Origin of the sequence: Bradyrhizobium diazoefficiens USDA 110 (assembly GCF_000011365.1) — a bacterium.
GTDB classification, from domain to species: Bacteria; Pseudomonadota; Alphaproteobacteria; order Rhizobiales; family Xanthobacteraceae; genus Bradyrhizobium; species Bradyrhizobium diazoefficiens.
In genome coordinates, this window is the sequence record NC_004463.1 from 1,780,882 (window position 1) to 1,795,460 (window position 14,579).

At 57.6% G+C, this 14,579-nt stretch carries 6 protein-coding genes and 2 pseudogenes; 4 read left to right on the forward strand and 4 right to left on the reverse strand.

Going from position 1 to position 14,579, the window contains the following annotated elements; all coding sequences use genetic code 11:
- The first annotated feature begins 1,745 nt into the window (after positions 1-1,745).
- The 3 genes and pseudogenes from panB to BJA_RS08245 all read left to right on the forward strand — a co-directional run bounded on the left by panB (position 1,746) and on the right by BJA_RS08245 (position 7,078).
- A pseudogene (gene panB, locus BJA_RS08235) lies at positions 1,746-2,632 on the forward strand (3-methyl-2-oxobutanoate hydroxymethyltransferase).
- Positions 2,586-3,451: pseudogene (gene panC, locus BJA_RS43810) on the forward strand (pantoate--beta-alanine ligase). The pseudogenes panB and panC overlap by 47 nt, the downstream one beginning before the upstream one ends.
- A gap of 510 nt (positions 3,452-3,961) precedes the next feature.
- The gene (locus BJA_RS08245; RefSeq protein WP_011084444.1) at positions 3,962-7,078 is read left to right on the forward strand and encodes an efflux RND transporter permease subunit; all 3,117 of its coding nucleotides are present in this window, start codon (positions 3,962-3,964) and stop codon (positions 7,076-7,078) included.
- A gap of 274 nt (positions 7,079-7,352) precedes the next feature.
- Here BJA_RS08245 and fcl read toward each other — a convergent pair whose 3' ends face one another.
- Positions 7,353-8,360 carry a GDP-L-fucose synthase gene (gene fcl / locus BJA_RS08250; RefSeq protein ID WP_011084445.1) on the reverse strand — a complete coding sequence of 336 codons (1,008 nt, stop codon included), beginning with the start codon at positions 8,358-8,360 and terminating at the stop codon, positions 7,353-7,355.
- Positions 8,332-9,417 (reverse strand): GDP-mannose 4,6-dehydratase, encoded by a 1,086-nt coding sequence (gene gmd, locus BJA_RS08255; protein ID WP_014498053.1) that lies wholly within the window; start codon positions 9,415-9,417, stop codon positions 8,332-8,334. Before gmd ends, fcl begins: the two co-directional genes overlap by 29 nt.
- A gap of 1,332 nt (positions 9,418-10,749) precedes the next feature.
- On the opposite strand from gmd, the gene glmS reads away from it, so the two are divergent.
- Complete coding sequence (gene glmS, locus BJA_RS08260; RefSeq protein WP_011084447.1) at positions 10,750-12,576, forward strand: glutamine--fructose-6-phosphate transaminase (isomerizing); 1,827 nt, start codon at positions 10,750-10,752, stop codon at positions 12,574-12,576.
- 320 nt (positions 12,577-12,896) lie between these two features.
- Here the strand turns inward: glmS and BJA_RS08265 are convergent, their stop codons facing one another.
- Together BJA_RS08265 and BJA_RS08270 are read right to left on the reverse strand one after the other, a co-directional pair.
- Complete coding sequence (locus BJA_RS08265) at positions 12,897-13,130, reverse strand: cold-shock protein (protein WP_038967990.1); 234 nt, start codon at positions 13,128-13,130, stop codon at positions 12,897-12,899.
- A gap of 839 nt (positions 13,131-13,969) precedes the next feature.
- Entirely contained in the window at positions 13,970-14,326 is a 357-nt protein-coding gene (locus BJA_RS08270) for a hypothetical protein (protein WP_011084449.1), read from the reverse strand.
- Positions 14,327-14,579: the final 253 nt, after the last annotated feature.

Below are 14,579 nucleotides of genomic sequence, written 5' to 3' on the forward strand. Positions count from 1 at the left end.
CAGCCCCAGTCTTTGCGACCGGGTTGGCCACCAGCGCTCGCGACATCATGCCCACAGGGCAGCTACAGGCCAACGAATGCATATATTCGAGCGGCATATTACGTCCTTGCGGCCGCAAGCGCTTGCGGTGCTTGCAGCCAATCGGGTCCGCGCCCCCCATCGGTCTCTGGGACTATCAGATCGCAGGGCGGCCACATTTAACGTCGACGAAGTTCTGGCGATGCTGGCCATACTCGATTGCGTGGAACCCAACCTGCGGCCGAAAAGCGCGACAGATCGCTGCGCGCATACGCGCGCCTCTAGAGGGGCCGCATGGGGGGGGCAACCAGTTCGGGTAGGATGTCTGTGAGACCATGAGGTGTGAGCTTTCAGTAGGTTGTCCATCCGGTCCTGAACGAGGAAGCAACCTGCCGAAGCTTTAGCCTACCCCTTAAGGATCGGATGAACGCCCCCAAGAATGCGCCATTGACGCCGAAAGGCCATGGCGCCAATCTTGATCGAGGCTGGCCTAACGAAGGCTGCAGTGCGCTGCAACTCGCCGTTTTCGGCGAGGACGGTCGCCAAGTTTAAGCGTTCGGCGAGGAAGGAGTGGATGGACCGTGATCGCTCCACAAGACCTCTTTTATCCAAGCCAAATCCTGCCTTCCCATGCGCAGAAGCCGGAACGTTGGGACGACAGCGCCACAGGTCAAACAGATCTCAATCGAGGCCGGTAGTGTCGCCGGCGACCTTCAGCCCTATCCGGCGCCGGCTGGGATTAAACCGATTGCGCAACCTGGGCCCGGCTGAGCCGGAGCGACGCTATGAACGTGAGCATTCCGGCGGACCCGATCCGGGTCGGTATCAAAAAGCTCGGCAAGGTGACCATATAGGCCAGCGGTTAATGGACCGGACAGGACAGAGCAGCCTGCGGGGGAGGACTGCCGAGACGGACGCCTCGGTCTCAAGCACATCGGTACAAAACTCTATAGGAGCTCTTTACCGATCAATCGGCTCAGAAATACAATCTGTTGCATGCCGCCTTATGCTCACCTCGGTGGATTTAACACTGGAAAAAATCGATGCATCAAAAGTGCGCTGTAGAAGTAAACCCGATCGGTCCGACGCGACAGCCGGCCCGCGAATCGGCCGAAGCCGAACACGCCCGCAAGACCTACAGCAAGCGAAGGAAGCCTTCTGGCGTTGATGACGCAACCAAAAGGAATTTTCACCATCTGCGGGTGATTTCCGAGAGGGTCTTTCCTTTCTTCTTGGCGGGTCGACAGATTTCTTCCGCTCTCACAGGGAAGTCGCGGGTGCGCAAAACACTTGGCGAGAAAAGTAGTCGCTGCGAAGGATGTGCTGGAGGCCAATCTTCATTGTCGCGGTTCCGCCACCCTCGATCCACATCCTTATTTCGAAGTGGCCATTCCACCGATGGGCTTGTGGAGATATGGAACAAGAACTCCTATGGGCGACTTCGACCTATGTCATTCTCGCGCACGTGCCTCGCGATGGTGTGTTCTCAACGGCGCTGGTGCGCGGATCCACCAAGCCCATACGCAACTCACTTTTTGCCCTTTGTCCTTCTTGGACAGCGACGAAGAGCGGATTGACGCTGAAGAATTGTAGCAACCAGACTGCTGATCGCGTGGGATACTCGATCAACTCGAGCGCTGGGGATCGCTATAACTTTGCAATAGGCGGCGAGTTGGTTGAAGTTCAAAGCTTTGTCAGTTCGCAGCTAAAAATCGAACTGAGTTCAAATGAGTCGCGTTTCGGAGCAACCGGTCGACCGCATCACAATTCCCCTCCTGCAGCGGTGGAAGCAGGACGGCCGGCGTCTAGTCATGACGACTGCCTACGACGCGGTTGCGGCGCCTATCCCGGATCCTTCCATCGATATCAGTCTCGTCGGTGACAGCGGGGGTAACGTCTGCCTTGGATTCGAAAACACGCCTCCAGTAAGTGTTGCGATGATGAACCATCACCTCGAAGCCGCCGTACGCAGCAAACCGCGTGCCTTGCTCGTCGCCGATATGTCCTTTCTTAGCTTCCACGTCAGCGTTGAGGAGACCATACGAAATGCTGGCGGATTTCTGCAGCGAGGAGCAGCTGCGGCGAGACTCGAGGGCGGTGGCAAAAGAATCGAGATGGTGCGTGCCATTGTCGATTGCGAGATTCCCGTGATGGGTCATCTCGGTCTTGTTCCGCAGAGCGTTAATGTCATGGGCGGCTTCAAAGTGCAGGGCCGCAAAGTGGATGAAGCGCTGCGTTTGCTCGATGATGCTCATCGTCTGCAGGAGGCCAGCTGTTTCGCTTTGGTATTGGAGGGCACTCCGGCTGAGCTTACTGCTCGAGTAAGCGATTCCTTGACAATACCGACGATCGGAATCGGCTCGGGCCCAGACTGTTCAGAGCAGGTGCTCTGTTTCATGACGTGCTGGGCCAAACCGAAGGTCATCGCCCCAAATTCGTTCCCGCCTATACGGAAGGCTTTCAGCAGTTCCATGATGCGCTTTCGCGCGGGGCAGCGGATGTCCGCCGTGGCGCGTTCCCCGGCCCGCAAGAGTCCTATCGGCTTCCCGAAGGCGTTGGGGAGGCAATTGCCAACTGGGCGCCATCCACCTCAAATTATCACGAGCGTCGCTGAACTTCGCCGCACTCTCGCAAAATCCCGCAGTGCCAATCAAAGGGCCGGATTGTGCCGACGGTGGGCTATCTCCACGATGGCCACCTGGCGCTGATCGCAGCGAGCCAAGCAAAATGCGATGTGACCGTCGTCAGCATCTTCGTTAACCCCACTCAGTTCGGAGCAAATGAAGATCTCAGCACCTATCTGCGCGACTTCTTGCGCGATGAAGAACTGTGCCGGGATCTGGTGTTGCGATCCTCTTCGCGCCCGATGCACAGGAAGTCTATCCGAGCAATTTCGAAACCTTTGTTGGACCTGGCGACCTCGCGAAACCTCTATGCGGCGCTTTCAGGCCCGGACATTTTCGCGGTGTGGCGACTGTCGTCTGCAAGTTGTTCAACATGGTGCAGCCCCACGTCGCTTTTTTGGCCAGAAGGATGTTCAGCAATGCGTAGTCGTGCGTCGCATGGTGGTTGATCTCAATGTCCCGATCGAGATCGTCACCGTACCGACGGTTCGTGAAAAGGATGGGCCCGCCATGAGTAGTCGCAATCGCTATCTCAGCTAGGAAGCGCGCAGCAGGCCCTTGCAATCAACCAGGGGCTGCCCGCGGCGCTCGATGATTTTCGGTCTGGAGAGTGCAACGTACAAAAGCTGATTGCGGCTGCCAAGGCATTTGGAGGCGGTTGACACATTGCAGTATCTTGACTTATCGACGGTGACACGCCCAAAACCGCCGATAGTCCACTGCGACTCCCCGCGGCGCTATGTACGGCCGCCTACGTTGGCTCAACGCGTCGGATCGACAAAGTGGTATTGGCGTTGCCAACTCGGTAGCGCAAGGCGTGGACAAGCCAGAGCGCAGCTTATTGAGCTGACAGAAACGCTCAAAGCACTGTTCCGAGAGGCATATCGAACTGGCAGCAGAGGGCAAGCCCCGAGACGGCTTTGTTCGGCGAGTTAGCGAAGCGATAGCGGGCGCGCACTGAATATGCGGGGCTAAAAATTTGTGTTTAGCAACTCCGCAAGTCTTGCGACGGTGATCAGCGGCGAACTCGATAAACCTTGGTATAGTGCTTTGCAGCCGATGCTATATCACTCACTTACCTTTGTAGAGTTGAGTACCGGTCAGGTCGTTTGTAATTCCGATGTCGAAGTGCGAAGCCTGAACTAATGCCCGGCTAGAAGTCGTTGCGTTCTAATCAACTATTCTTGTCGGGCCTTTCGCCGATAAACGCAAAAAGGGCACGAGCTCTACAGCGGGGGCTCTAGCACAGTCGCCGCATTGCTGACCATTGCCTTAAAGTTGGTGGCAGATTTACATCCCAATCCCGAATACGAGTTGACATGACATTTACCGCGCTTTTCATCAAACGTCCGGTATTGTCAATCGTCGTGAGTTTCCTGATCTTGCTGATCGGCTTGCGCGCCGCGGTCCTACTGCCGATCCGGCAATATCCGAAGCTAACCAATACGGTCATCAATATCACGACTGCCTATCCTGGCGCCTCGGCCGACATGATCCAGGGGTTCATCACCACTCCCCTGGAGCAAGCAGTCGCGTCCGCCGAAGGCGTCGACTACATCAGTTCCTCGTCTATGCTTGGTGTCTCGACTATTCTAGTTTACATCAAGCTGAACTTCAATCCAAACGAAGCGCTCACGGAGGTGCTCTCCAAGGTCAACTCAGTCAAATACCTGATCCCGAAGGAATCAAACGATCCAGTCGTCACGAAGTCGAGCGGTCAGACGAATGCTGTCATGTATATCGCTTTCTCCAGCGATGAGCTAGCGGCCAGTGCGATCACCGACTACCTCGCGCGCGTCGTGCAACCGGTTATCTCAACCGTCGACGGCGTTTCAGCGGCTGACATCCTAGGCGGCCAGAGTTTTGCGATGCGGCTATGGCTAGACCCTGCGAAAATGGCTGGGCATGGCATATCGCCGGCTGAAGTTTCGGCTGCAATCGCAGCTAACAACTTCCAGGCTGCGGCAGGCCAGACCAAGGGCTATTTCACTATCTCCGATGTCACAGCAAATACGGATTTGCGGAGTGTTGACGATTTCAAGCGTATGATTGTCAAGGCGAATGACGGTGGCTTTGTGCGCATGGAAGACATTGCGGTAGTCGAACTTGCCGCGCAGATGACGGACACTACCGTCACGATGAACGGCGACCACGCGGTCTTTGTCGGCGTGCAAGCGAGCCCGGAAGGCAATCCGCTAAACATAGTGCGAGGCGTTCGGGCGCTGTTTCCTGAAATGGAGCGTAACCTGCCGCCGCCGCTGAAGATGAAAGTGGCCTACGACTCATCCAAGTTTATTCAATCATCGATCGACGAAGTGAAGAAGACGCTCATTGAGGCCGTCGTGGTTGTGGTCGTCGTGATCTTTCTTTTCCTGGCCTCGCTGCGGTCCGTCATCATTCCTGTGGTTACTATTCCGTTGTCTCTCGTTGGTGTCTGCAGCATGATGCTGGCGCTGGGGTTCTCATTCAACCTCCTGACGCTCCTTGCGATGGTTCTCGCGATCGGCCTCGTGGTCGACGACGCAATCGTGGTGGTGGAGAATATTCATCGCCATTTAGAAGAAGGAGCGGCTCCGCTACAGGCTGCTACAAGGGGCGCGCGCGAGATCGTCGGTCCGGTTATCTCCATGACGATTACCTTGGCTGCGGTATATGCCCCGATCGGATTCCTTGGCGGCCTCACCGGTGGCCTGTTCCGCGAATTCGCGTTCACGCTGGCAGGAGCGGTGATCGTGTCCGGTGTGGTCGCTTTGACGCTGTCGCCCATGATGTGCTCTCTCTTCCTGAGGCGCGCCAAGGGGGGACGATTTGCAAGGCTTGTGAACCGCGGGTTCAGTGCCGTAACACGATGGTACGGCCGCAAGCTCGACCGTTCGCTCGACTATCGCCCAATTACCGGCCTATTTGCGCTGACCATGTTGGGACTTGTCGGCTTTCTCTATATGCATATTTCCAAGGAACTAGCGCCGGAGGAGGATCAAGGTATCATATTCGCGCTAACTAAGGCGCCGAAATACGCCAATATCGACTACCTCGACTATTATGGCACCAAGCTTGAAAGCGCGTTGAAAAAAGTTCCAGAGACTGACTTGAGCTTCGTGTTCAATGGCATTGGCGGCCAGCAGAGTGGCATGGCCGGCATGTTGCTCAAGCCTTGGGACGAACGCAAGCGATCATCGATTGTACTAAAGTCGCTTGTTCAGGCCGAGCTATCCAAAATCGAAGGCATCAACGCGTTTGCCTTTAGCTTGCCTCCGCTGCCGGGCGGTTCTGGTGGCCTACCAGTCCAGATGGTGATCAATTCGACTCTTGGCTTTCAATCCATCCACGAGCAGATGTCAAAGTTGAAGGATGCCGCGCAGAAGAGCGGCCTCTTCATGGTGAGCGACTCCGACCTCGAGTTCAACCAGCCGGTGGTACGAATCAAGGTTGATCGATCGAAGGCTAACGAGCTTGGCATCACCATGCAGATCGTCGGTAACGCGCTCGCCACCTTACTTGGGGGAAATTACGTCAACCGCTTCAATCTGCAGGGCCGCTCCTACGAGGTGATCCCGCAGGTGCCGCGAGAGGAACGGCTAGTGCCGCAATCAATCGGAAGCTATTATGTGAAGACTGCGACGGGATCGATGCTTCCGCTGTCTACCGTAGTCTCCACCGAGACTGCGACCGATCCGAATGCGCTCACCCACTACAACCAGCTCAACTGCGCGACCTTTCAGGCCGTGCCGATGCCCGGCGTCACGATCGAACAGGCCGTGGATTTCCTAGAAGCCGAGGCGAAGAAACTGCCCCCGGGCTTCAGTTACGACTTCCTGGCCGACGCCCGCCAGTACGTGCACGAGGGTAATCAATTGGCGATTACCTTCGCATTTGCCCTCATCATCATATTCTTAGTGCTTTCGGCGCAGTTCGAAAGTCTGCGCGATCCGCTCATCATCATGATCAGCGTGCCGATGGCAATGGTCGGCGCCTTGATTCCGCCGTTCCTCGGCTGGGCGACCATGAACATCTACACCCAGGTTGGACTGTTGACACTGGTCGGGTTGATTTCAAAGCACGGCATCCTAATGGTTGAGTTCGCCAATGAGCTGCAGTTCAAGGAGAGATTTGACCGTCGCTCGGCTATAGAGATGGCGGCGCGTGTCCGACTGCGCCCAATCTTGATGACCACGGCGGCAATGGTCACGGGCTTCATACCCTTGTTGACGGCAACCGGAGCTGGCGCCGCGAGCCGGTTCTCGATCGGACTCGTTCTCGCCGCTGGCATGTCTGCGGGCACGCTGATCACGCTATTCGTGCTCCCGGCGGTCTATGTCGCGATCGCGTCCGATCACCGTGGTAATGGGGGTGTCGTCCGCGCGAACCTCGCCGAGCGCGACTTCACCAGCGCTGCTGATGCCGAGGTAACAAAGCATGACCATCAAATCATCTAGGTTTGCTAGTGTGACGCGCGAAGGAGCTTAGGACCACTTCACGGTTCTTTACACATCGAGAACTTCGCGTGCTTGGTGCCAAACTGGGCGCATCTTTTCGGCGGTTAACAGTCGGAGATCCGCTGCTGCCGCCCCAGGTTTAAGCGGCGCCGGGTATTCACGGAGACCTGACGCCCAAGCTCGACCAAAGGAGAATCGGTGCTCTCTTGATCAAAAAGGAGGGCTGACAGATCATCGCAAGGCTCAGCCCCTTCGGAACATTGCTCGATATGATCTAGCCGGTGATGCAGGCTGCCTTGTCGAGAACGAGCAGATCACTCTGGAGCCGTCCGTCTCTCTCAGCGCAAAACACCCGGTATGCCAGCTGAATGCCTTCCGTGAGCGAGGTGGTGGCTCGCCAGCCGAGTCTGGACAGCCGACTAACATCCAGCAGCTTGCGCGGCGTTCCGTCCGGGCGCGACGTATCCAAGCTGATTTCACCGCGAAAGCCGACGGCGGCCGCGACCATCAGTGCTAAATCGGCGATGGTGATGTCCTCGCCGGTGCCGATATTGACCGGTTCCGGCGACGAATAGGTCTTCATCAGGTGCACGCAGGCATCCGCCATGTCGTCGACATAGAGGAACTCGCGCCGGGGCGTGCCGGTGCCCCACACGATGACGCGCTTCGCTCCCGAAACCTTCGCCTCGTGGAAGCGGCGGATCAGCGCGGCGACGACGTGGCTCAGCTCGGGGTGATAATTGTCGCCGGGGCCGTACAGATTGGTCGGCATCACGCTGATGAAGTCGCTGCCATACTGGCTGCGATAGGCCTCCGCCATCTTGATGCCGGCGATCTTGGCGATCGCATAGGGCTCGTTGGTCGGCTCCAGCGGACCGGTGAGCACGGAATCCTCGCGCAGCGGCTGCGGCGCCAGCTTCGGATAGATGCAGGACGAGCCCAGAAACATTAGCTTCTCGGCGCCGTTCTGATGCGCGGCCTGGATCACGTTCGCCGCAATCGCGATGTTGTCGTAGATGAACTCGGCGCGCAGCGTGTTGTTGGCGACGATGCCGCCGACCTTGGCCGCGGCGAGGAAGATCACTTGCGGCCGCGTCCTGGCGAACCAGTCGAACACGGCGGCCTGGTTGCAGAGATCGACCTCGCGCCGGTCGACCGTGACGAGCCGCACCTCCTCCCGTGCCAGCCGGCGCACCAGCGCGGCTCCGACCATGCCGCGATGGCCGGCGACGTAGACGCTCTTGCCCCTCAGCTCAAACGGTGCGTTTGCCACTGGCCGCATCCCGTTTTGTCTCCGCCAGATCGCTCGTCATCATCTCCTCGACGAGCTGGGCAAAGCTGCGCTTCGGCGTCCAGCCGAGCACCTCGCGCGCCTTGCTGGCGTCGCCGACGAGAAGATCGACCTCGGTCGGACGGAAATAGGTCGGATCGATCTTCACCACAATCTTGCCGCTCGTCTCGTCGACGCCGGTCTCCTCGACGCCCTTGCCGCGCCAGGCGATGCGACGGCCGACATGGGCAAAGGACAGCTCGACCATCTCGCGCACCGAGCGCATCTCGCCGGTGGCGAGCACGAAGTCGTCGGGTTTGTCGGCCTGCAGGATCTTGTGCATGCCCTCGACATAGTCCCTGGCATGGCCCCAGTCGCGCTTGGCTTCGAGATTGCCGAGATAGAGCGTCTGTTCCAGCCCGACCTCGATACGCGCGACGCCGCGGGTGATCTTGCGGGTCACGAAGGTCTCGCCGCGGATCGGGCTCTCATGGTTGAACAGGATGCCGTTCGACGCGAACATGCCGTAGGCTTCGCGGTAGTTCACCGTGATCCAGTAGCCGTAGAGCTTGGCAACGCCGTAGGGCGAGCGCGGATAGAACGGCGTCGTCTCCTTCTGCGGGATCTCCTGCACCAGGCCGTAGAGCTCGGAGGTCGAGGCCTGGTAGAACCGCGTCTCCTTCTCCATGCCGAGGATGCGGATCGCTTCCAACAGGCGCAGCACGCCGATGGCGTCGGCATTGGCGGTGTATTCCGGGCTCTCGAAGCTGACGGCGACGTGGCTTTGAGCTGCGAGATTGTAGATCTCGGTCGGCCGGATCTGCTGCACCAGGCGGATCAGATTGGTCGAATCCGTCATGTCGCCATAGTGCATCAGGAACGGAACGTTGCCGACATGCGGGTCCTGATAGAGGTGATCGACGCGCGCGGTGTTGAACGAGGACGAGCGCCGCTTGATGCCGTGCACGACATAGCCGAGCGACAGCAAATATTCGGCGAGATAGGCGCCGTCCTGACCGGTCACGCCGGTGATGAGAGCGACACGCCCCTTTGAGTTGCGAACCGTCATGGTCTTCCTTAGTTGCACCGGAAAGAGCTGCACTCTGAGAAATCATTGCGAAGCCGCTTCTCGAAAAGATCGATATGCGGATGCGCGCTCCATCGCAATTAAAGGATACGCTCGGCAAGCCAAGTCATACACCGGACTCAGGAAAACACACCATATACATTGATTTAGGTGGACTGAATGATGCCGGCGCATGAGCTTCAAAGATGAAAGTCGAGCGAACCCTCGCAACGGCGACGATCCCAAGCAGGCGGGATGGATGGTAGGCCCTGTTAGACGCGCTCGGGGGCGCTTTGCCTCCTCGCGATATTTCTGGGGTCCTTATCTTTCCACGCGCGCAGGTATGTTTTCCGTTTGGTCCCTCATGGCGCGGAAGAGTGACGTGGTGAGACTTCCGACTAGAAGACGTAGCCTTCGCGGCTCATAATCAGCGCCGCTTTGCTAATTGCGGGTAGGCAATGGACGGCCTGATGCAAAACAGAATGAGAAAGAAAGGCAAACGTTGGTATAGACTTTGTAACGTTTCGATATCGAAATCTTACGTTCGTACAATGGAGCTTTGATGCCAGTCCTCTAACTTGACCGGGCATAAGTTGCCTCTGTCCAATCATGAAAAGTCTCTTAAACCCTCATCGCAAGTGTGTTTCCAGCAAGTCGGGAGCAGCTGCGCAAAGAGATGAGCAGGGACTATGCGGAACGTGGGCAGATCTCATCTTTCTGTCTGAAATGGAGCGAAGCCCAGACGAAGCGTCACTCGCCCGGGAGAATGATTAGTGAGACGCGAGGACTCAGTTGTTGCCATATTGACCGTGCCCGGCAAGCTGGCATCGCTTCTCGCTTCTTCTGAGAACACAAACTGCGTCCTGAAATGGCTCCTCGGTGAGAGTGAGCCAAGCAAGATAACCTGCTTCACCGTAGGATAATTGGCTTTCCGTTCTGTTCGAATGCCCTCAATCTATGGAGCGAGACTATTTGATACATCTTGGCAGCGGCTTGTTGCGCCGGCGACAGTTAGTGAGGCCGTCGAGCGAGCCTGTTTGGGCGGACTTGGATGCGCCGTGCAGGCGCACTAGCGCATCTGATTCTGCTTCAGGCAGTCACGCCAATGGCGATGGCATCGCAGTGTTTCTTCGATCGGCCAGCCAAAAGCGGAATCTAGCTGGGCGAAGCGATGATGGCCGGGAGATCTAAATGAGGCCAGAGAATGCGGCGGTGATAAAGGCGCCCGCTGAAAATCCCGAACCTAAACCTGTTACCTTTGGGCAAACGAAGTTTGCGACGGTGCTCCTGTTGGAGGAACGTCAGACTTCTTGAAGCTGGGCTGCATGGATTGATATGTGTGGAATTGTTGGCATTTTGGGCCGTGGTCCGGTCGTTGATAAGTTGGTCGCGTCGCTCAGGCGATTGGAATATCGTGGCTACGATTCCGCGGGCCTCGCAACTCTCGAAGGAGTCCGGATCGAGCGCCGCCGCGCCGAAGGTAAGCTGAGGAACCTTGAGGAGCAGCTGCGCTATTGTCCGCCGTCGGGGCATGCTGGCATCGGTCACACCCGCTGGGCGACTCATGGAAAGCCGACCGAAAGCAATGCTCATCCGCATGCGACGGAGAATGTCGCGGTCGTTCATAACGGGATCATTGAGAATTTCCGCGAGCTGCGAGCCGAGTTGGAGCGGAATGGAGCCGGCTTTAACTCGGAGACGGACACCGAGGTAGTGGCGCATCTCGTCGATTCCTATCTCAAGAATGGCTACTCGCCGCAGGATGCGGTACAGGCGTCACTGCCGCGACTGCGTGGTGCCTTCGCGTTGGCATTCCTTTTCAAAGCGAACGACGATCTTTTGATCGGTGCTTGCAAGGGCTCGCCGCTCGCGATCGGACATGGTCGCGGCGAAGTGTATCTAGGCTCGGACGCAATTGCGCTCGCACCTTTGACCGACACCGTCACCTACCTTGAAGACGGCGACTGGGCCGTGCTTACGCGCGCAACGTGCGTGATTTATGGTGCAGACGGCTCTATCGTCCAGCGGGAAACATCAAAATCTGGCGTATCAGCGCTCCTTGTGGACAAAGCGAATTACCGCCACTTCATGGCCAAAGAAATTCACGAGCAGCCGACAGTGGCCGGCAAGACATTGGCGCATTATCTCGATGTTGCGGCCAAACGCGTCGCCCTGCCGCTCGCGTTGCCCTTCGACTTTAATTGCATTCAGCGCATTTCAATTACTGCGTGCGGCACGGCTAGCTACGCTGGGCACATCGCCAAATACTGGTTCGAGAGGCTCGCGCGTTTGCCTTGCGACGTCGATGTAGCCTCTGAATTCCGCTACAGGGAGGCGCCTTTGCGCCGAGGCGATCTCGCAATAGTCATCTCGCAATCGGGCGAAACCGCTGACACATTAGCTGCCTTGCGATACGCCAAGGGCAAGGGCTTGCATACGATATCTGTGGTTAATGTACCGACGTCGACGATTGCGCGCGAGAGCGAATCCGTTTTGCCTACCCTGGCAGGGCCAGAAATCGGCGTCGCTTCCACCAAGGCATTTATCTGCCAGCTGATGGTATTGGGGGTGCTTGCCGTCAGAGCAGCTAAGGAGCGGGGTAAGCTGTCTGAAATCGATGAATCGCAGCTCGTGCGCGAGCTCATTGAGGTGCCGCGATTGATTGCTGCGGCCCTGTTGGTCGAGCCCCAGATTGAGAAGCTCGCGCGTTATATCGCCGGCGCGAGGACAGTACTCTATCTCGGTCGTGGCACATCGGCCCCCTTGGCCTTGGAGGGCGCGCTCAAGTTGAAGGAAATTTCCTATATCCACTCAGAGGGCTACGCCGCCGGCGAGCTCAAGCACGGCCCGATCGCACTGATCGATGAGGCTGTGCCTGTGGTGGTGATCGCGCCTTACGACGAGGTCTTCGAGAAGACCGTCTCTAACATGCAAGAGGTGGCCGCTCGGGGCGGCAAGATCATCCTGATCACCGATGCGAAGGGTGCGTCTGAAGCGATGGTAGACACGCTCCTGACCATCGTGCTGCCGGCAATGGTCGCAAGCTTTACGCCGCTGGTCTATGCCATTCCGGTCCAGCTCTTGGCTTACCATACCGCGGTCGCAAGGGGGGCGGACGTGGATCAGCCGCGTAATCTTGCAAAATCGGTCACGGTGGAATGAGGCTGGAGAAGTTAGTATCAAAGCATTGAGGTCTCGGCCTCGAGCCATTCGGCGCGGGTTTGGTGGCCTAGGTTCTGCGGGGACGGAATCCGACAAGTTCCCAATCCGGGTCGCTCGTAGCTGTCGTGCGGTTTTGGTGAACTTAGCTGATGCTGCCATCAGCCTCGTATAGCAGAATCGACTAGCCTAGGGGCGATCCGGGATGTTGCACGACTGGGACGGCGTTCATCACGCCCGTCCACAGCCCTGTTGCCCTGGTCGCCATCGACCGGAACAGGTGGTCGTCATCGATCAGAAATGGTGGTCGCCATCAATCGGATTCACTGGTCGCCGTGCCCCGGAGCGCGCAGCCTGACTTCGACGGCTCTGTACTTCGAGCGCTGTTTATTGAAACGAATACCGAAAGTCACGCGCGTGCCGGACACCAGATCAGCCCCTGCGCAGCCGCGAAGGTCCGATATGTGCACGAACAAATCCTTGCCGTCGCCATAGTCAGGCCGAATGAACTCCCAGCCCTTTTCAACGCTGTACGACACTACTGTTCCGGTGCGCATGTTTGTTCCACGGTCTTGCGGCTCGATATCGCCGCCTACTACTCCGGAGCTGCGGGTGCACTTTCCGTTCCTAACTCGGCGGCGACGAGCGCGAGCGAAGATGAGCGCCACCACTTGAACATCCTGACTCACCTCGCCTCACAGCAAACCGGCGGGGCGGACCAGGCGCTAGAAGCGACGAGCCCGCCCCTAACATTACCGCATCTGGAGACTCGGTGATGCTGCCCAGGACCGAGCAAGGGTCGTGCCGAATCGAGAATCGGAGATTCTGCAGGCGCTTCGTGGCGGGCTACAGGGTCAAGGTGTTCGCTTTGGTCTGAAAACTGATGGCCGACGGGGGCACTGTCCGTCCCAGTTGGTCCCGCCGAACTTCGGACTGCAGGCTCACGCTCGCGCCGCCAAATTGCCCCGACAACGTGCTGCCCATCACGGCCCAGCGCATTCTCTTGCACGCCCGGCCTGTACGCGATGGCGGCATTCATCCGACCTGCTAAGCACACAGAAATTTCGCCGGCGTATTGAACAGCAGGCAAGCGGGCCTTTTAATCGATCGTCTCCCTTCGGACGCGCACCCGTTCTCCAACACGCTGTGCGCGATTGAGGCTCGAAAACTACGCAATCACGAGCTCGACCATCTCCATCTCAGAATCACTGAGCCTCACGAGGAGGAGCATTCGCATGGGTAGTCGAGCAAGTAGCGAAGCTGGACTGGGGTGATTGTCAGGCTTGCCAAAGGTGCGTTCACCTCGGAGGTAATAGAGCGCCATCGACCCTATTTCACGCTTGGCGAATTGCTCAGCTAGCCGCAGATGACGGCCCGCTCTAAATGATCTTATCTCTCAGCCTTTGCTGAACGATTTCGACCAGAACTGCTCCGCGAAATCCAGATGGCACTTCATCACGTCCGAGGGAGTTTTGGAATTGGCAAGATTCTTCAGAAGATTGACCTGAGCGTGCAGAGAGGAAGCAGCCAGCTTTGACCCGTCCTTCAACGCCGCAGCGAACAGGTCTGTTGTCTCTTCGAGGGATTTTTTCCATTCCGGAGACGCAAATGAATGGCTTGATGTAGCCCTCGCTGATTCTCCAACATCGTGCGTGGTGCCTCCCGCTTCAGAGGCTGAAGCCTGGGCGGCCCGTTCGGGCTCTGGATGGGTCTTCCGTTCGCGTTTCTCGTATTCGGGACCTCTCGCGGTCATTCAACGTCTCTCCGTCTAAACAGGATCGCAGCTCGCTGCGTGGTCTAGATCCGACCAAGAGCTTCGGAAAGTACCACAACCGGCAACATGTCGAACCTATCTCATTTGGTAGCACTTGCTCATCGGGATTGCTTAAGCGGATATCCGCACCATTTGCGGGGTATGCGAACGACCGCGAGATTTGACTGAGAATTTCCTGCACGGCATGAAGAAAGTTGGTGGCAAGGAAGTCGAGAAGGACCGCGTTCTAACA

Excerpts from the sequence above, each read along its gene's own strand:
- BJA_RS08265 (WP_038967990.1), bottom strand. The coding sequence starts at position 13,130 with ATGCGCACCGGAACAGTAGTGTCGTACAGCGTTGAAAAGGGCTGGGAG.
- gmd (WP_014498053.1), bottom strand. The coding sequence starts at position 9,417 with ATGACGGTTCGCAACTCAAAGGGGCGTGTCGCTCTCATCACCGGCGTG.
- fcl (WP_011084445.1), bottom strand. The coding sequence starts at position 8,360 with ATGCGGCCAGTGGCAAACGCACCGTTTGAGCTGAGGGGCAAGAGCGTC.
- BJA_RS08245 (WP_011084444.1), top strand. The coding sequence starts at position 3,962 with ATGACATTTACCGCGCTTTTCATCAAACGTCCGGTATTGTCAATCGTC.
- glmS (WP_011084447.1), top strand. The coding sequence starts at position 10,750 with ATGTGTGGAATTGTTGGCATTTTGGGCCGTGGTCCGGTCGTTGATAAG.
- BJA_RS08270 (WP_011084449.1), bottom strand. The coding sequence starts at position 14,326 with ATGACCGCGAGAGGTCCCGAATACGAGAAACGCGAACGGAAGACCCAT.